This window comes from Clostridium sp. OF09-36 (assembly GCF_003481985.1).
GTDB lineage: Bacteria > Bacillota > Clostridia > Lachnospirales > Lachnospiraceae > Brotaphodocola.
Genome location: NZ_QUMD01000001.1, coordinates 158,650 through 176,830, shown reverse-complemented (window position 1 = coordinate 176,830; position 18,181 = coordinate 158,650). Strand labels below are relative to the sequence as shown.

Below are 18,181 nucleotides of genomic sequence, written 5' to 3'. Positions count from 1 at the left end.
ACAGACCTGTAATCCAAATTTAATAAACAGCTCCTCCGTCGGTTTCGAGTTTGTTTTCTGTCAGATAATCCCTGATATAATTGGAAATTTCAGGTGCGTCAAAAGGAACGCCGCCCAGGATTTCTCGCATTTCGCGGGTGTCGAGCGTGAATTCATTTTGACGATAACGGTAACGGTAGAGAAAATCGGTATCCGGGTGCCCGAGAATCAGGGTGTGGATGGTGGCAGTCATGTCGCCAAGCGGCATCCGGTCGATGTGACCGAGTGCAAAGACCGCGGTGACCGTGGTTCCTTTCCCGGGTTCCGACTCCATCCGGAAGCTTCCGCCGGTGCTTTCCGCAGCGAGCTTGAAAAAAGGAACACCGAGCCCCACTTTTCTGGTTGTGCGGCTGGTGTAGAATGGGTCCGTGACCCGCTCTAACTGTTCGCTTGTCATGCCGCAGCCGTCGTCAGTAATGATGACGGTCAGCCTGTCCGTTTCCGGCTGGATATCTACCGTGATCCGGATGAAAGATGCGCCTGCCCGGGTGGAATTTTCTGCTACATCAAGAATGTTCAAAGAAATTTCCGGCATCATAGGCTACTGGTATTTGGCAAGGATGCCAGGAATATCGTCCGGGGTAAGCCGTCCGTAAACTTCGTCGTTGATCATCATGACCGGAGCCAGTCCGCAGGCGCCGACACAGCGGCAGGAATCCAGGGAAAAACGTCCGTCCGGGGTGCACTCCCCGTTGGTGATGCCGAGCAGTTCTTCCAGTTTGGAAAAGATCGCACCGGAGCCTTTGACGTAGCAGGCTGTGCCTAAGCATACGGAAATCTGATATTTGCCCTTTGGCTGCAGGGCAAACTGGGAATAGAATGTGGAAACGCCGTAGATTTTTTCTAACGGGATTCCGGTTTCGTCGGAAATCATAGTCTGGACTTCGATCGGCAGATAGCCGTAAATTTCCTGCGCCTGCTGCATGATCGGCATCAGTGCGCCTTTGGTGTCTTTCAATTCAGCAATCACCTTTTTCAGAGCCGCTTCCTGCTCGGGGGTTCCGCTGAAAGGAACACATTCTTTTTTACAAGCCATGGTAACCCTCCTCCTTATTGCTATTGTGAAATGTTTATAATATCTTAACATGAAGATGAAAAAAAATCTACAAATTTTCTGTGTTAATTTAAAAACGCAATTCATCTTTTTGTTGATTATTAACAGAAAAGATGATATTCTTACCTTGGAAATATGTTTAGTCTGACAAAAATGTGACAAAATAAAACCTAAAAAAATGACGGAAAATGGCTAAATCAATATGGCCGGTTATAGCCATCTGCGATCATTTACAGGTATCCTATGACAGGGGGAATCTGCTTATGACAGCAAGAGATGTTCAGAAAATCCTCGGGGCGAGAGTCCTTACGGGAGAAGCGTTTCTGGACCGTGAGATCACAAGCGCCTGCGCATCCGATATGATGAGCGATGTGCTGGCTTTTTCCAAAGATCATTCGGTCCTCATTACAGGACTGTGCAATCCGCAGGTGATCCGGACTGCAGAGATGTTAGACATTGTGTGTGTGATCTTTGTCCGCAAAAAAAAACCAGATGAGACGATTCTTTCCATGGCAAAAGAACGTGAACTTATTGTCATGGAAACGGGGCATCGCATGTATTCCACCTGCGGTATGCTCTACCAGGCGGGATTAGGCGGAGGTGCAGTCTAATGGAAAATGCGATCGTATTACAGTATCATATCTCGGCAGATGACTTTACCCGGGCGGGGGAGGCCAGCAGTGATGTAAAAGGGAAATTGAAGCAGCTTGGCATCAGCCCGGCGACCGTGCGCAAGGTTGCCATTGCCATGTATGAGGGCGAGATCAATATGGTGATTCATGCAAAGGGCGGTGAGATCACGGTAGAAATCACGCCGCAGAAGGTCCGGATGATCTTAGATGATGTAGGTCCTGGCATTCCGGATATTGAGCGTGCCATGCAGGAGGGCTATTCCACGGCACCGGATGAGGTACGAAATCTTGGCTTTGGAGCAGGAATGGGACTTCCGAATATGAAAAAATATACCGATGATATGAAAATAGAGACAGAGATTGGCGTCGGGACCAAGATCACGATGGAAGTATTACTTGGGTGAGCATGTGCCGGGCGGGACTGGAAAAATCCCGCTGCTGGTGTACAGCATGCGAACGGCAACAAAATGATAGTTGGAGGTGAGAACGGATGGATAAGTTTTACCATTCCGTACGTCTGGATGAGGACTTGTGCAAAGGCTGCATCAATTGCATCAAACGCTGCCCCACCCAGGCCATCCGCGTGCAGGATGGAAAAGCCCGGATCAACAAAAAGTTCTGCATCGACTGCGGAGCCTGTATCCGGGTATGCCCGCATCATGCAAAGCATGCGGTTTATGATCCGCTTGAGGAAATGAATCGTTTTCAATATACGGTGGTGCTTCCGGCCCCTTCTTTATATAGCCAGTTTAATAATCTGGACGATATCAACATTGTGCTGCATGCCCTTTTGCATATGGGCTTTGACGATGTGTTTGAGGTGAGTGCCGCGGCGGAGCTGGTCAGCGAAGCAACCCGCTCTTACATAACCGAACACGAAGAACAGCTGCCTCTGATCAGTACGGCCTGTCCGAGCGTGGTACGGCTGATCCGGGTGCGTTTTCCGAATCTGATCCCGCATCTTTTGCCGTTAAATCCGCCAGTGGAAGTGGCAGCGGGACTTGCAGTGAAGCGGGCTATGGAAAAAACAGGACTTCCAAGGGAAAAAATCGGAATCTGTTTCCTTTCCCCGTGTGCGTCCAAGGTGACTTATGCGAGATCTCCGATCGGGACAAAAAAGAGTGAGATCGACTGTGTGTTTGCGATCAAGGATGTATATCCGCAGCTTTTAAAATATATGAAGCAGGTGGAGGAAGATCCGGAAAATATCAGCATTTCCGGCAAGATCGGCATCAGCTGGGGACACAGCGGCGGAGAGGCCGGAGGTCTGTTTACGGAGAGTTATCTGGCGGCAGATGGAATAGAAAATGTCATCCGGGTGCTGGAGGATATGGAAGACCAGAAATTTACCGATTTAAAATTTGTGGAGCTGGATGCCTGCAGCGGCGGCTGTGTAGGAGGAGTGCTGACGGTAGAAAACCCTTATGTTGCCGAAGTAAAGCTAAAACATCTGCGCAAGTATATGCCGGTTGCAAGAAGTCATATGGATGCAGAGACTGAGGAGAAAGCAGAAGGCTTGCTCCCATGGACAGAAAATGTTGAATATGAGCCGGTCTACAACCTGGGCGAAAGCATGATGGAGAGCTTTGCCCGTTTAAGCCGGATTGAGGCTTTGAGCAAACAGCTTCCGGGACTCGACTGCGGTGCCTGCGGGGCGCCATCCTGCCGGGCACTTGCAGAGGATATTGCAAGAGGCGAGGCGAAGGAAGAGGACTGTGTGTATGTGATGAAGGAGCGGATGCAGAAGTTCTTGGAGGAACAAAAACGTGAAAAAAGCGAAAATGCGGACGAAAACACAGGAGAAAACACAGTCTGAGTGACAGAATGTGCAGAAAAGGCCTGCAAAAAGACAGGTGATAAGGAGGAATTATGAACGTAAAACAGCTTCTTGACAGTAAAAAATTTCAGGTAATCCATGCAGGCGATGATCTGGAGCGGAAAATTACGACCCCGTTTTGCTGCGATCTTCTTAGTGTAGCCATGGGAAAGGCTCCGGCCGGATGTGTCTGGGTCACGGTTATGGGAAATATGAATACACTGGCCGTGGCCACGCTGGCAGATGCGGCCTGTATTGTGCTGGCGGAAGATGCTGCGCTGGATGAGACAGCAAAAAAGAAAGCAGCGCAGCAGGACATTACGGTGCTGGCTACGGAGCTTCCGGTGTTTGACGCGGCACTCTGGATCTGGCAGCAGATGCAGGGTGGGGAGCAGGAATTATGAACCGGGATGCGCATGCGGTGCAGGCGCAGGAAAAACTGTCGGAACGATGTTCGGATTGCGCAACCCTGAGCTATGACCTGCATATCCATTCCTGTCTTTCTCCATGCGGGGACGATGACATGACACCGGGAAATATTGTGGGTATGGCAGCGATCAAAGGGCTGGATGTGATCGCAGTGACGGACCATAATTCCTGCAAAAACTGTCCAGCGGTCATGAAGCTGGCGGAACAGTATGGAATTCTGGTCATTCCGGGCATGGAACTGACCACGGCAGAGGAAGTTCATGCAGTCTGCCTTTTCCCGGAGCTTTCCGCTGCGCTGGAGTTTGACCGGTTTGTCTATGAAAAACTGATAAAATTTCCAAACCGGGAAGACATCTTTGGAAAGCAGCAGATCATGAACGAAGAAGACATCTGTATCGGCATCGAGCCGAACCTGCTGATCAACAGCACATCGCTTTCCTTTGATGAACTCTGGGATATTGTGGCTGGGCAGTACGGTGGCATCATGATCCCGGCCCATATCGATAAAAATGCCAACAGCCTGCTCTCGAATCTGGGCTTTGTGCCGCCGGAGAGCCAGTTTAGAACCATCGAGCTGCACGACATGGAAAAGCTTTCCAAGCTGCAAAAGAGCAATCCATATCTTACACAGTGCCGCACGATCTGTAACTCCGACGCACATTATCTGGAACATATCCATGAGGCAGAGTATACCATGGCGGTGAAGGAGCGTAGTGCGGCTGGGGTGATCGCGTATCTGAGGGGAGAATTGTAATAGTAATAATATGTAAAATTTTCATGCGCATAAAATGAATTTATAATAAAATAAAATCTATAAATTTGATTTTAAACAGGCAGATTCCTATAATGTAGCTAAAAGTAAAAACACCATAGATAAATTTATGGGGAACAGGAGAAGAGTCATGAATCAATTATTAGGAATCTGCCTTGTCATTTGTCTTTTGACAATCCTGGGTTATGTCTGGGGGAAAATGACACTTGGCACAGTTGCGGCGTGCAGTATGCTTTTGTTTCTGCTGACAGGCTGCATTTCAGCGAAGGATGCATTGGGCAATATTGGAAACAGCAATGTCATTATGGTGCTCAGTATGTTTGTAGTATCCGCTGGATTTAACAAGACACAGTTTGTTAAGATGATCGGACGAAGTGTAAACGTACTGTCTAAGGGAAGCATTACAAAAGTTATGTTTGGCTTTATCTTTGCATCCGTCCTTGCGGCGACTTTAACCGGAAGTGCGGCAGCAGCGTTTTGTATTATGGCTCCGATTGTGGCAGCGAGTTGTGAGGAATTACATATTAGTCCAAGCAAAGTTACGTTCTGTGTTGGTCTTACCTGCATCGCAGCTTGTGGAATTATTCCGGTAGGCGGATCACTTGCGATGTTTGCAGAATTAAATGGATATATTACAGCAAATGACTACGCAGAGTATCAGCTGGCTGTCACAGATCTTTTTAAAGGACGCTGGATGAGCCTTGTGGTACTGGTTATTTATTGTGTATTCCTTGGCTATCGTTTTTCACCGGAACAACCTGTGATTCAGATGGAAAATGGAGCAGATCTGGCTGTAAAGAATAAGAAAGCAGAAGCGTTATCTCCTGCTAAAGAAAAATGTGGATATCTGGTATTCTTTTTGGTAAGTCTGGCATTGATCTTCAACACGCAGTTGAATGCAGGTTTACAGGCGGTGGGTCTGGCACCGTTGGCTTCCTGGGAAATTGTACTTGCAGGTGCTGTGATCATGGTTTTGACTGGCGTTCTTTCCAGTAAAGAAGCATTTGCGTCTGTTCCGTGGGATCTCGGTTTTTTGATTGCAGGAAGCCTTTGCATGGGATCTGCCCTGGCGAATACTGGTGGTGGAGATCTGATTGGTGGAGCCATTGCTTCGGTTGCAGGAAATCTGGGGAATCCGTATCTCGTAGGTGCTGTATTTTATCTGGTTCCGTTTTTCCTCACCCAGATCATGCAGAACCGTACGGTTATGGCAACGTTCCAGCCGATCGCGATTCTTGCATGTAAGGGTATGGGGGTAAGCTGTGTTGAACCGGTGCTTCTGATTGCATCAGCCTGCTGTACCGCATTTATGACGCCAATGGCAACTGCGTGTGTTCCGATGATTATGGATATCGGTGGATACGATGTGAAGTCTCAGTTGAAGCAGTCCGTGTTTCCGGCGATTCTTTTATCGTTGGTAAATATTTTCTGGATCATGACGGTATATCCGTTCTAAGCAGAACAGCGATTACAAAATATAATATGGAGGCAAAGAAATATGGAAGCAAAAACATTTCCTTCCTGCATGGCAGATCTTGAGGTAGATCTGATGCATCCAAACCGGACGCTGGTCCATGGTTTATTTGAAGAGCATACGCTGGTTCATGGCACATCGCGCAGATTTCTCACGTATATTCCGGAAAATCTGGAATACTGTCAGCCATGTCTGGTAACCGCAATTCCTTCCGGGGTGCATCCGGAAGCATATCTGGAAACTTCTGGTTTAAAAGATTTTGCAGAGGAAAAACAGCTGTTTCTGCATGTGGCTTATCCGGAGGATCATTGGAATCCGGACGGAAGTGATGCAGATTATCTGAATGCGATTTATGTGACGATCCAGGCGAGAGACTTTTACATTACTATGCAGGATAATATTTATCTTTGTGGAATCGGGGATGCTTCGTTTGCAGCGCATCAGGCAGCAAAACGTATGGCCAGTGAGTGGAGCGGACTGATGACGTTCGGCGAGCTGAATGGAAATCTTACTCAGGATGCACAGATATTGCATGGGGAGGAAAGCCAGGGCGAAGTAGAACTGAAAATCATGGGAACGAGGGCGCAGCTTCCGGTCTGGATGCGGATATCAGAACGAAACAGCCGGGAGAATTGTTCTGCGATCGCATACTGGAAAGAGCAAAATCACGTGACCGGAATCGCATTGTCCGGAGGTGGGGCAGATGAAATCTGGGCTCCGACTCCGGTCAGGGTCCGCAGTGAGGTGAATGAAGAGTATATTGCGCAGGTCCGGGTTGCAGTTGACACAGAAGATTTTTCCGTGAAGTACATAGAACAGGCATGGGAGTATATTGGCCTAGCACGTCGTCACAGAGGACAGGGCAGAAAGTGTCTGCGTTATTTCAAAGACCCGATTGCCTGCGGGGCAGTGAAATGGGAAAAGAAGGTGGACGGCATCATGCGTACCTGGTATGAATATGTGCCGTCCAGCTGCACACCGGATAAAACATGGCCGCTTGTTTTTGTATTTCATGGACGCGGAGGTACCGCAGAAACCTTCTTTGACCTGAGTGGAATTTCCGCTCTTGCAGAAGAACGACAGTTTATTGCCGTAATCCCACAGGCTGGAATTTACCAGCAAAAAGAGCATGGATTAAGAAATGTGCTGCTTTGGTGCGGGGAATATCAGGGAAAGTCGATCGACGATGTGAAATTTATCCGGGAGATTTATGCAGATATCCAGACCCGCTATGGCATCGACCAGAGTCGTGTCTATGCCATGGGACAGTCCAGCGGCGGGATGATGAGCGATGTGCTTGGCTATGCAGCCGGAGATATTTTTACTGCAGTGGCGCCATGGTCTGCTTTGCGTTCAAACGATATCACGAAAACGAATTATCAGCCGGGCAGCCGGACCGTTCCGACAATGTGGATTTACGGAGACCAGGATTTTTTATGTGCTTCGCATCAGGAAGATCCGGAATTGCCGTTTTCACCGGCACCAAGTATGCGCATTGCATTAATGGAAAAGATTAAGAGCAGGCATCTGGATATTTCCAGAGTGGAAAGTTGGTCGGATTGCCCCATCACCTGGTATTCTTTCCCAAATGAGCAGGGCATTCCGATGCTGGTGGCTGGTGTGGTGTCAAATATGGTCCATGCCAATTATCCAGAGGAAAGCTGGATCTCCTATGACCAGTTTTTGTGCCAGTTTACGAAAGATGAAGAAGGAAATACGTATTATCGCGGGAAAAAAGTGATCTTACAATAGTGAATTTTTGTAATATTCCTGGAACAGCGCAATAAAAGCCTTCTGCGCATTGGAAAGATAGTTTTTTCCCGGAGTTACAATATCAAAGACACGGGATGCAAGCGGAGAATCAATTTTGTAGTACACCATTTCCGGGTGTTTTCCAATAACCATCCAGTCGCTGATGAGGGTAGCTCCGATTCCGGACTGTGCCAGGTGGTAAGCGGTGACCAGCTGGGAAACCTGCATGGCAACCGGAGGTATAACGCCTGCTTCCTGAAAAAGAATCTGGGAGCGGCTGTACAGGTTGTTTCCGGGAGAGAGTAAAATAAATGGGGTATCAGCAAATGCTTCCATCGTGACAGCCGGACAATTTTCTTCCAGATAACGGTGGGAAAGAATATCGCTGGTGGTAAGCGCAGCCTTTCTTAAGTGGTCGTTGACTGGAAAACGGGTAGAGACAGCCAGGAGAATCGTGTCTTTGAAACCTGGAACCCGGCGTAATTTATCATGAGGATCTGGTGTACAGTTAAAGGTCAGGTCGATCAGATCTTCTTTCAGCATATCCAAAAGTTCATTGGACCCGGCTTCGGTCAGCTGCAGATCGATGCCGGGCCATTTTTTTTTGAAATCTGCAATGACCGGAGGCAGAATATAAGAATTAAAATAATGGGATCCTCCGACACGCAGATTGCCGGTTTTAAGAGACGTCAGGTCTCCAAGCTGTTGGGCCAATTCGTTTTCCAGGTGCATGATCTGACGGATTTTTTCAATATAAAGTTTTCCAGCCTCTGTTAATTCCAGAGGCTTTTTGTCGCGGTTAAATAAAGGCATGCCGATCTCAGTTTCTACTTTCTGGATGGAAATACTGAGGGCGGGCTGGGTCATGTAAAGGGATTCAGCGGCTTTGGAGAAGCTGCCTTTCTGATATACGGTATAGATATATTTCATTTCCTGCTGCATAAGATACCTCGTATAAAATTGATTTATAATAAAATAAAAACGATAAATTTGATTTAATTATAGCGCGAACTTATAATAAGGACAACAGAAAAAATAAAAACCTGACACAAAACGATGATGGTATCAGGGGCAAAAAGATTGGAAATCCGTTGGAAGCTTGTGCACAAGACAATTTTTGAACCCAACATCATATTGTGTCAAAACCGGATAATTCGGAGAATAGGAGTCGAGATGAAGATTGATGCAATTATGCTGGATCCCAAAGACAACGTAGTGACCTGCGTGCGGGATGTTGCGGCTGGCGAAACGGTTTGCTACCGAAATGGAGATGCGTTCCTGAATGTGGATGCGAAAGAAAATATCCCATTCGGACATAAGATCGCACTGGAGGAAGTTGCGAAGGAGGCAGAAATTTATAAATATGGAGAGCTGATTGGAAAAGCAATGTCTCCGATCGGAAAAGGCTGCCTGGTAGATCACAAAAATATTTACAGTGTTCCGCGTGATTATGAAAGTGAGTATGTGCCGGAGGCATAAAAATTAGGAGGAAAGTTATGAAATTTATGGGTTATCGTCGTTCAGATGGACGTGTAGGAATTCGAAATCATGTATTAATTTTACCGGCTTGTGCCTGCGGAAGTGAATCCAGCCGCATTGTAGCTAGTCAGGTAAGAGGAGCCGTTAACATTGTGTTTAACACGGGCTGCTCCGATGTTGCTGCAAACACGGCAATGTCGCAGAAAGTTCTGACCGGTTTTGCCTGCAACCCGAACGTATACGGAGTTGTGATCATCGGACTGGGCTGTGAGACTGTTCCGCATAAAGAATTGAGAGAAAAAATTCAGGCCATGACCGACAAACCGGTGGTATCGTTTGGTATCCAGGAAGAGGGCGGCACCTTAAAGACCATTGAAAAAGCAGTGCGTGCTGCAAGAGATATGGCTGCACAGGCAGCGCTTGTTCAGAAAGAGGAGTGTGACATTTCCGAACTGCTTATGGGAATCGAGTGCGGCGGTTCTGATGCAACCTCCGGAATCGCTTCCAACCCTGCAGTAGGAGAACTGAGCGACCTTCTGGTAGATCTTGGTGCTTCCACCATCATGAGTGAGTCGATTGAGTGGATTGGCGGTGAGCATCTGCTGGCAAAGCGTGCGGCAACTCCGGAAATCCATAACCAGATCATCAAAGTATGCGAAGATTATGAAAAACATTTGAAGGCAGCAGGTCAGGATTGCCGTGCCGGACAGCCGACACCAGGCAATAAGGCTGGCGGTCTTTCCACTCTGGATGAGAAGAGCCTGGGCTGTATCCGCAAGGGCGGTACCAGACCGATCGTAGAAGTGCTTGAGCAGGCAGAACGCCCAACGAAGCACGGCGCTATCGTTATGGATACGGCAGGTTATGATATTTCTTCCGTAACATCCATGGTAGCAGCAGGATGTGCCTGCGTTGTCTTCACGACCGGACGCGGAACCCCAACCGGAAATGCGATTGCTCCGGTATTGAAGGTGACCGCAAACAAACGGACCTATCAGATGATGGAAGACAATATGGATGTCGACTTAAGCGGCATTATGGATGGAACCGCTACGATTCAGGAGAGCGGAAAAATGCTGTTAGAAGAGATCAATCAGGTTTGCAATGGAAAAATGACAAAAGCAGAGGCATATGGTTTTTCTGACATCGCAGTAGACCATGTATGCCGGTTTGTCTAGGAAGGCGGAGAAAATGCGATGAATCCGATTAAGATGTGGAACAAATTAAGTCTTTTTACAAAAATCATGATTGGTTTTGTATTGGGAATCGCAGCAGGTGTCATTTTGGGCGAATCCGCAACGAAACTTGCATTTCTGGGAACCATCCTGACAAGACTTCTGACTATGGTAGTTGCGCCGCTGGTTCTGGGACTTCTGATCTGTGCAGCAGCCGATGTGAAAGATTTCAAGACACTTGGTAAGATTGGCGGAAAGACGCTGGCAATCTTCCTTGGCGGTACTGCTGTAGCGGTAGCCATTGGCCTGGTACTTTGCAACGTGATGCAGATCGGTGCGGGATTTGTCATGGAAACGCAGGCAGCTTATGATGCAAAGGAAATCCCGAGCATTGCAGACACGCTGATGAACATCATTCCGACCAACCCATTCAATTCCTTAAGTGAGCAGAACCTGCTGCAGATCATTTGCTTTGCTCTTCTGCTGGGATTCTCCCTCATCAAACTGGGAGACAAGGGGGCTCCGGTACTGGATTTCTTCCGCGCATGGACCGAAGCATGGAAAGAAATCACCAACATTGTTCTGGAATTTACTCCGTATGGGGTATTTGGTCTGATGGCAAACATCGTCGGAAAGTACGGCATGGATGTTCTTCTTCCTTATATTAAGACCATCGGAGCATGTTATCTGACCTGTGCGCTGTTTACGATCATCGTGCAGGGAGGTCTGATGGTTGGGCTTTACGGCGGCATCAGCCCGGTGAAATTCTTTGGCACCATGAAAGAAGCAATTCTGTTCGTATTCGCAACCTGCTCCAGTGTAGCAACCATTCCTCTGAACTTAAAATGTACCAAGGCACTTGGTGTCGATGATAAGATCGCAGACTTCGTCATTCCCTTCGGCGCAGTCATGAACATGAATGGTACGGCAATTTACGAGGCAGTTGCAGTTATTTTCGCATCCCAGGTATTCGGCATCGAACTCACTGTAACCCAGCAGATCATGGTTATGGTGACTGCAGTCCTGGCATCTGTCGGTACAGCAGGAATCCCGGGATCCGGTCTCGTCATGATGACAATCGTTCTGAATGCGGTAAACCTTCCGTTAGAGACGATCGGTCTGTTAGCCGGAATCGACCGTATTCTGAATATGGCCCGTGTTATTCCGAATATTGTCGGTGACGCAGCGGCAGCAGTTGTGGTAGCAAAGAGTGAAGGTGCTTTGCATCCGCAGAAATAATCTAATAGTGAAATCCCATTTTTGCCAGGGGCATTCCGTGATATTGCGGAATGCCCTGTTTTGCAAAGTCTTAATAATTCATTACAAAGCAGGTGAAATGGTTGCCTCAGTAGTGAATTTCGATTAAGATAGAACTCAGATAAGACAGCAGTGATGCAGCTGAATAATTATGATACAAGAAGATAGGGGAGGAATGGGAAAATGAAACTCAAAAAATGGATCACACTGGGAGCGGCTCTCAGCTTTTTGCTTGCAGCACAGCCTGCATATGCAGCGCCGGTGGTTACTGCAGGCGTAAATCAGAGTGTGCAGACTCCGGAGGAGGCAGCACAGGAGGCAGTTCAGTCATCTGGTGTTGTTGCGGGAGAGGCACCGGCTGGCAACGATAACCAGGCGGCAGCATCAAATCAGGCACCGACACAGGCAAACGCAGCGAGCCAGGCACCGACTGCAGCAGAGACAGCTCAGCAGTCAGACAGCGCCAACTTACACCAGTCCCCGACCATTACATCCGGCCAGAACCAGACCGCAGCGCCGGGAACAGCAGAAACAAACGCATCTTCCGCGCCGGTTTCTGCAGGTGAGGTGACCGGCATCCCGGAGGGTCCTGGCGGCATCAAGAGTGATCCGGTGACACCGGTACTGCCGGAGGAGAAGGCGGCGCAGGACGCAGCCCAGGCGGCGGACGCGGGACAGGCTGCAGCGCAGCAGGCAGGAACCGTAGACCCGTCCAGACCGATGGTGGCTCTGACCTTCGATGACGGACCGCAGCCGTCTGTTGGAAACCGCATTATGGATTGTCTGGCGCAGTATGGCGGAAAGGCAACCTTCTTTATGGTGGGTGACCGTGTTGGCTCCTACAAGACAGAGGTGCGGCGCATGGTGGCAGAGGGACACGAGGTCGCAAACCATACCATGAACCACAAATACCTGCAGAAACTTGGTGCAGCACAGATCCAGGCGCAGGTCAACCAGGGAAATGATGCGATCCAGGCAGCCTGTGGTGTCCGCCCGACCCTGCTTCGTCTCCCGGGTGGAAACCATAACGCAACCGTAATGGCAAATGCCGGAATGCCGATGATCCAGTGGAATGTGGATACACTCGACTGGAAGACCAGAAATGCGGACAAGACGGTAGCTGCCGTGTTGAACCATGTCAAAGACGGAGATATCATCCTGATGCATGAGCTTTACGCTTCGACCGGAGATGCAGTTTTGCGTATTGTGCCGGAGCTTCACAAACGTGGCTTCCAGATGGTGACCGTGAGCCAGATGGCGGCAGCAAAAGGAAAGACGCTTGAGGCCGGGAAGCTATACTCCAGTTTCAATTAATAAACGGATTTCGGAAATGAATCTGCAAAAATGATAATACGGGGAGGAACAAGAACGCCATGAAGATATTACATATCGGCAATGTGAACAATGTGGAGAATTACACAAAGAAAACGCCGTTTACAGAGAGCGCAGAGGTTGTCAATGCACCGCTTGGCCTGACAGATGAAGCCTATGCAGGGCTGGCACCGGATGCAGAGATGATCATTGTAGACGCGATCACGGAGATTTCGGAAAAGCTGATCGAAAAGCTGCCAGACTTAAAGCTGATCCATTCGGAAGGTGTTGCCTTTAACCGGATCGACCTGGCTGCCGCAGGAAAACGGGGGATTTATGTCTGCAACTGTGCAGGGATGAATGCCAAGGCAGTGGCAGAGCAGACGCTTCTTCTGATGCTTGGCGTGGTCAAAAATGTAGTATCCGGGGATGCTGCCGTGCGCGATGGAAACCAGATGGATGTAAAGATGGCTTATATGGGAGCCGGAAGCCTGATGGAGCTGGCAGACTGTAAGGCTGGCCTGATCGGTTTTGGCGCGATCGGCAAGGCAACTGCCAGAATGCTTCAGGGTTTTGGTGTTGAGGTTTATTATACAAAACGCCACCGCTTAACGGCAGAAGAAGAGAAGGAGTATCAGGTCTGCTATCTTCCTATGGACGAGCTGCTTAAGACCTGTGATATGCTGAGCCTGCATCTTCCGGTTACGCAGGAAACGACTGGTATGTGCAACCGGGAGTTCTTCGGAAAATGCCGGAAGGGCAGTTATTTCATTAACACATCCCGTGGCGAGCTGGTGGACGATGATGCACTGTTGGAGGCTTTGCAGAACGGAACCATTGCAATGGCTGGTCTGGATACCTTAGATCATGAGCCAGTGCAGAAGGATCACCCGATGCTTTCCTGGCCGAGGGAGATTCTGGACCGGATCGTATTCAGCCCGCACATCGGAGGCATTACAGGAAGCAGCTTCCGCCGCGGTTATGGTATGATCTGGGATGATATCGAGAAGGTCGCAAAAGGAGAAGTGCCGGGGCATATCGTGAACTGGAAGGAATTGGAGCAGTAATAAGAAGTGACAAAATGAAGTAATAAAAATAAAGCAATAAAATACGGGAGAAGCTGTTGCGGATGCAGCTTCTCCCGTTTTTTTATACCTGCTCTGCGATCTCGTACAGCAGATGCTCGGAATCCTCCCAGCCAAGACATGGGTCAGTGATAGATTTTCCGTAGCAGTGCTCGCCGATCTTCTGGTTGCCTGGCTCGATGTAGCTTTCAATCATGACACCCTTAACCAGCTTGTTTAAGTCAGCGGAATGTCTGCGGCTGTGCAGGATCTCCTTGACGATACGGATCTGCTCCATGTACTGCTTGTTGGAGTTGGAATGGTTTGCATCTACGATGCAGGCCGGATTGACCAGATCGCGTTTTGCATACAGCTCGTGGAGCAGCATCAGATCCTCGTAATGGTAGTTCGGCAGGCACTGGCCGTGCTTGCTGACTGCACCGCGCAGGATGGTGTGGGTGTACGGGTTGCCGTCGGTCTTTACCTCCCAGTCACGCATAATGAATTCGTGGCTGTGCTGGCCGGCCTGGACGGAGTTCATCATAACGGATAAGTCACCGCTGGTCGGGTTTTTCATGCCAACCGGAACGTGGCAGCCGCTGGATACCAGGCGGTGCTGCTGGTTTTCTACGGAACGGGCACCGACTGCGATGTAGGACATGATATCGTCTAAGTAGCTGACGTTATCCGGGTAAAGCATCTCATCTGCGGTGGAGAATCCGGTCTCCTTTAAGACACGCATATGCAGATGACGGATCGCATGAAGTCCCTCTGCCATGCTCGGGCGTTTTTCCGGGTCCGGCTGGTGGAGCATGCCCTTGTAGCCATCACCGGTGGTACGCGGCTTGTTGGTGTAAACACGCGGTACGATCAGCAGGCGGTCCTTGGTCTTTTCCTGGACATTGATCAGGCGGCTGGTGTAATCCAGCACTGCATCCTCGTTGTCTGCGGAGCACGGTCCGATGATGACCAGAAATTTGTCGCTCTCGCCGCGGATGACTTTTTTGACTTCCTCATCGCGCTCTGCCTTGCGTGCTACGAATTCCGCCGGAAGCGGGAACTGTTCTTTGATCTCTGCCGGGGTCGGCAGCTTGTTTATAAATTCGAATGCCATAATTTTCTCCTCGTTTTGTAAATAATGTGCTGTAAAAATGCGGTTGTGTCTGATGCGTGTGGATAAGCAATGATCTGTGCACGTTTAAGTTCAGCGACACAAATGAATTCACACGTTGGCGCGTTAAAGCGTATTATAGTATGCCTGTGACAAAAATGCAAGCATAAAATCTGCATGCTGCTGACGTAATCCCAGAATTGGTTACTGTTCACGCATGCGTGCCCAGCAGCGCCAGGATCCGTTTTGCTGTCTGCTGCGGTGTGCGGTCATTTTTAACCGTAAAGTCTGCGTAGGTCTGGTAGGACACGGCACGCTTTTCGTAGCGTTCCCGCAGTTCTTCTTTGGTATTGTTCTTGATGAGCGGCCGCTCGGGAGTCTGCATGAGGCTGCGGTAGCAGTCTTCGAAGGGGCGGTTTAAATAAATGATGGTGCCGGCTTCGGAGAGAAGCTTTCCATTGCGTTCCGAGGCCAGCATGCCGCCGCCTGTGGAGATGACACAGGTGGATAGCAGGAAGCCTGCCGGGCGATTTCATGCTCCAGATCACGGAAACAGGCCTCGCCCTTTTCGGCAAAGAGCTGCTGGGGGGTCTGCCCGGTCTGCTCCTCAAGCAGTGTGTCCGTATCGAAGAAAGGAACACCAAGCTGCTTTGCAAGTTCTTTTCCTACGGTTGTTTTTCCACTGCTGGTATATCCGCACAGAAAAACAGGTTTTGTTATCATGTTGCGATTCCTCACTTTATTCAGAGTCAATACCAGAATCATAACATTTTTATAGAAAGAACACAATCCCGGATTATTTCGCGGACACTGGCACTGGTTCGCTGGCAGGGATTTCCTGAAGTGGAATAACTGCCATAACTAACTGTTATGATTTAAAACTTTAACTCGCAAAAGCTTTGTGTTGAATCCTGTCTTTTCCTGTGTTATAATCTGGATTAGCACTGCACGGCGTAAAATGGCCATTGGGCTTTCGGAATCCGGTGCTGCCGGATCCGCAGCGCTTATGGCGAAGCGCACCGTGCTCTGGGGAAGAACGTAGAAAAAGAGGAGTGTAGTAACTATGAGAAAAATCATTGCACTGGCTACGGCTGCCGCAATGTGCCTGTCCATGACAGCATGCAGCGTTTCCGTATCCACATCCGAGACAACAAAAGCAGCAGAGACTACCGCAGAGACCACTGCAGCAGAAAGCAGCGAGGCAGCAGCAGACAGCGATCTGGTGGCAACTGCAGATTACCCGACCAAACCGATCAACATGATCATCCTTACGGAGCAGGCGGAACCACCGATGTGTGGGGCAGAAAGCTTGCAGCCCTTCTTGAAAAATATTTAGGACAGTCCATCACCGTGACCAACCAGGGCGGCGCATCCGGTTCCATCGGCTGCCAGTCCGTAAAAGAGCAGCCGTCTGACGGCTACACCCTGTTAGTCTGCGCAGAGACTATGGGTACCTACCGCACCATGAACATCTGCGACCTGGATTACGAGGATTTCACTGTTATCTCCCCGTTAGTCGGTGACCCGAAGGTTCTGGTCGTTGGCAAGGATTCCAAGTACAACACTCTGGAAGACCTGCTCGATGATATCAAGGCAAATCCTGGAAAAGTGACCATGTCCCATTCCGGCCCTGGCGGAAGCGGCCACAATCAGGGTCTTGTATTAAAAGAGCTTGGCTACGACGTAGCAATGACCAGCTTCGATTCCGGTAACGATGCATTACTTGGCGTGATCGGCGGACAGGTAGACTTCACCAACCCGAACATCTCTACTCTGGGCGGTTACATCGAAAGCGGCGACGTAAAACCGTTAGCAGTATTCTCCAACGAGAGAATGGAAGCATACCCGGATATCCCGGCATTCACTGAGGTGGTTCCGGAGTCCGAGAAATACTTAAATATCCCGTACACCCTGTTAAGCTTCGTTGTAAACAATGATACTCCGCAGGAGGTTGTTGACGTATTAAAGGCAGCTGCCAAGAAGGTATTCGCAGATCCGGAGTGGACTGATTTTGTAAAGCAGAATGCGGCAGATCCGGTATTTGAGAAATACATCGACGATGCTTCTATTAAAGAATTTTACGACAACTGGAAATCTGTAATCTGCTGGCTGCAGTATGACAACGGCGTTGCAGAGAAGAGCCCGGAAGAGTTCGGCATTGCAAGAATTGAGGAGTAATCCATGAAAAACAAAGTACCTTCTTTAATTGCAGAGGGAATCTTATTTTGCGGGAGCGGCATTTTGCTGCTCTCGTATTCTCTTATGTCCTATGCAAAATCCTTTAACAAAGCATGGAGCCAGTCTCCATACCTGTTCCCGGCCTTAGTTGGCGCGGCGCTGGTCGGACTTTCTGTCTGGATCATGGGCCAGGGAGTCCTTGCCATGAAGCGGGCAGCGGCTGGAAGTGCTGCAGTGCAGAATGGTGCGGCACAAAACAGTGAGAGCCAGAGCGCAGGAACACAGGGCGGTGCGGCACAAAACACGGGAGATCAGAATGCTGCTGCCGCAAAAATGGCGGGCAGCACAAAGTCCCGCAGCAAGCTGCTTAGCATTCTGGTTGTGCTGGTTCTTTGCTGCCTGTATTATCTGGTCCTTGCAGAGGTTTCCATTCCGCGTGTGACCATCGGTATCCTGTCCTTAAGCATCACCATCTCCATCTTTGAGGTGGCAACGGTCGTATTCCTGATCGCCATGATGGCATTTATGGGTGTGCGCAAGGTGCCGATTCTGGTCCTGGTCCCGCTTGGAACCTCCCTGTTTTTAAGTATTGCATTCCGCACATGCCTGCATGTGATGCTGCCATAGTAAAGAAAGGA

21 protein-coding genes are annotated in these 18,181 nt (G+C 49.2%); 16 read left to right on the top strand and 5 right to left on the bottom strand.

Annotated elements, in window-relative coordinates; translation table 11 throughout:
- Positions 1-19: 19 nt before the first annotated feature.
- Positions 20-577 (bottom strand): sensor histidine kinase, encoded by a 558-nt coding sequence (locus DXA97_RS00815; protein ID WP_118706659.1) that lies wholly within the window; start codon positions 575-577, stop codon positions 20-22.
- Positions 578-580: 3 nt separating this feature from the next.
- Positions 581-1,075, bottom strand: a complete 495-nt coding sequence (gene nuoE / locus DXA97_RS00810; protein ID WP_118718238.1) for an NADH-quinone oxidoreductase subunit NuoE — start codon at positions 1,073-1,075, stop codon at positions 581-583.
- A 281-nt stretch (positions 1,076-1,356) separates the two neighbouring features.
- Between nuoE and DXA97_RS00805 the strand changes: the two genes are divergently transcribed.
- From DXA97_RS00805 to DXA97_RS00775, 7 genes are all read left to right on the top strand, one after another.
- The gene (locus DXA97_RS00805) at positions 1,357-1,704 is read left to right on the top strand and encodes a DRTGG domain-containing protein (RefSeq protein ID WP_118718237.1); all 348 of its coding nucleotides are present in this window, start codon (positions 1,357-1,359) and stop codon (positions 1,702-1,704) included.
- Positions 1,704-2,129 (top strand): ATP-binding protein, encoded by a 426-nt coding sequence (locus DXA97_RS00800; RefSeq protein ID WP_118541632.1) that lies wholly within the window; start codon positions 1,704-1,706, stop codon positions 2,127-2,129. Before DXA97_RS00805 ends, DXA97_RS00800 begins: the two co-directional genes overlap by 1 nt.
- Before the next feature lie 86 nt (positions 2,130-2,215).
- Positions 2,216-3,541, top strand: a complete 1,326-nt coding sequence (locus tag DXA97_RS00795; protein ID WP_118718236.1) for a [Fe-Fe] hydrogenase large subunit C-terminal domain-containing protein — start codon at positions 2,216-2,218, stop codon at positions 3,539-3,541.
- A 53-nt stretch (positions 3,542-3,594) separates the two neighbouring features.
- Complete coding sequence (locus DXA97_RS00790) at positions 3,595-3,945, top strand: hypothetical protein (protein ID WP_118718235.1); 351 nt, start codon at positions 3,595-3,597, stop codon at positions 3,943-3,945.
- On the top strand, positions 3,942-4,724 hold the full coding sequence (locus DXA97_RS00785; RefSeq protein ID WP_118718234.1) for a PHP domain-containing protein: 783 nt from the start codon (positions 3,942-3,944) through the stop codon (positions 4,722-4,724). Before DXA97_RS00790 ends, DXA97_RS00785 begins: the two co-directional genes overlap by 4 nt.
- Positions 4,725-4,872: 148 nt before the next feature.
- Entirely contained in the window at positions 4,873-6,198 is a 1,326-nt protein-coding gene (locus DXA97_RS00780; RefSeq protein ID WP_118718233.1) for an SLC13 family permease, read from the top strand.
- A 42-nt stretch (positions 6,199-6,240) separates the two neighbouring features.
- Positions 6,241-7,968: a PHB depolymerase family esterase gene (locus DXA97_RS00775; RefSeq protein WP_118718232.1), complete on the top strand. Its 1,728-nt coding sequence runs from the start codon at positions 6,241-6,243 to the stop codon at positions 7,966-7,968.
- Here the strand turns inward: DXA97_RS00775 and DXA97_RS00770 are convergent.
- Positions 7,960-8,910 (bottom strand): LysR family transcriptional regulator, encoded by a 951-nt coding sequence (locus DXA97_RS00770; RefSeq protein WP_118718231.1) that lies wholly within the window; start codon positions 8,908-8,910, stop codon positions 7,960-7,962. The two genes, DXA97_RS00775 and DXA97_RS00770, sit on opposite strands and share 9 nt — an antisense overlap.
- A 231-nt stretch (positions 8,911-9,141) precedes the next feature.
- Here DXA97_RS00770 and DXA97_RS00765 point away from each other — a divergent pair, with 231 nt between their 5' ends.
- From DXA97_RS00765 to DXA97_RS00745, 5 genes are all read left to right on the top strand, one after another.
- Positions 9,142-9,447: a UxaA family hydrolase gene (locus DXA97_RS00765; protein WP_118718230.1), complete on the top strand. Its 306-nt coding sequence runs from the start codon at positions 9,142-9,144 to the stop codon at positions 9,445-9,447.
- 17 nt (positions 9,448-9,464) lie between these two features.
- The gene (locus DXA97_RS00760) at positions 9,465-10,625 is read left to right on the top strand and encodes a UxaA family hydrolase (protein ID WP_118706679.1); all 1,161 of its coding nucleotides are present in this window, start codon (positions 9,465-9,467) and stop codon (positions 10,623-10,625) included.
- Between the two features lie 18 nt (positions 10,626-10,643).
- Positions 10,644-11,861, top strand: a complete 1,218-nt coding sequence (locus DXA97_RS00755; RefSeq protein ID WP_118718229.1) for a dicarboxylate/amino acid:cation symporter — start codon at positions 10,644-10,646, stop codon at positions 11,859-11,861.
- A gap of 201 nt (positions 11,862-12,062) precedes the next feature.
- Positions 12,063-13,193: a polysaccharide deacetylase family protein gene (locus DXA97_RS19965; protein ID WP_182436759.1), complete on the top strand. Its 1,131-nt coding sequence runs from the start codon at positions 12,063-12,065 to the stop codon at positions 13,191-13,193.
- A gap of 59 nt (positions 13,194-13,252) precedes the next feature.
- On the top strand, positions 13,253-14,257 hold the full coding sequence (locus tag DXA97_RS00745) for an NAD(P)-dependent oxidoreductase (RefSeq protein ID WP_118718228.1): 1,005 nt from the start codon (positions 13,253-13,255) through the stop codon (positions 14,255-14,257).
- Between the two features lie 82 nt (positions 14,258-14,339).
- Here DXA97_RS00745 and DXA97_RS00740 read toward each other — a convergent pair whose 3' ends face one another.
- A complete protein-coding gene (locus DXA97_RS00740; RefSeq protein ID WP_118718227.1) occupies positions 14,340-15,368 on the bottom strand; it encodes a 3-deoxy-7-phosphoheptulonate synthase in 1,029 nt (342 codons plus the stop codon).
- A gap of 208 nt (positions 15,369-15,576) precedes the next feature.
- Positions 15,577-15,861, bottom strand: coding sequence for a shikimate kinase (locus tag DXA97_RS21430; RefSeq protein ID WP_279221116.1), 285 nt, complete (start codon positions 15,859-15,861; stop codon positions 15,577-15,579).
- Positions 15,862-15,899: 38 nt separating this feature from the next.
- Here DXA97_RS21430 and DXA97_RS21425 point away from each other — a divergent pair, with 38 nt between their 5' ends.
- The 4 genes from DXA97_RS21425 to DXA97_RS00715 all read left to right on the top strand — a co-directional run bounded on the left by DXA97_RS21425 (position 15,900) and on the right by DXA97_RS00715 (position 18,170).
- Positions 15,900-16,217, top strand: a complete 318-nt coding sequence (locus DXA97_RS21425; RefSeq protein WP_279221111.1) for a hypothetical protein — start codon at positions 15,900-15,902, stop codon at positions 16,215-16,217.
- 211 nt (positions 16,218-16,428) lie between these two features.
- Complete coding sequence (locus tag DXA97_RS19960) at positions 16,429-16,701, top strand: hypothetical protein (RefSeq protein ID WP_182436757.1); 273 nt, start codon at positions 16,429-16,431, stop codon at positions 16,699-16,701.
- Positions 16,659-17,543 carry a tripartite tricarboxylate transporter substrate binding protein gene (locus DXA97_RS00720; protein ID WP_182436756.1) on the top strand — a complete coding sequence of 295 codons (885 nt, stop codon included), beginning with the start codon at positions 16,659-16,661 and terminating at the stop codon, positions 17,541-17,543. Before DXA97_RS19960 ends, DXA97_RS00720 begins: the two co-directional genes overlap by 43 nt.
- Positions 17,544-17,546: 3 nt before the next feature.
- Entirely contained in the window at positions 17,547-18,170 is a 624-nt protein-coding gene (locus DXA97_RS00715) for a tripartite tricarboxylate transporter TctB family protein (protein WP_118718222.1), read from the top strand.
- Positions 18,171-18,181: the final 11 nt, after the last annotated feature.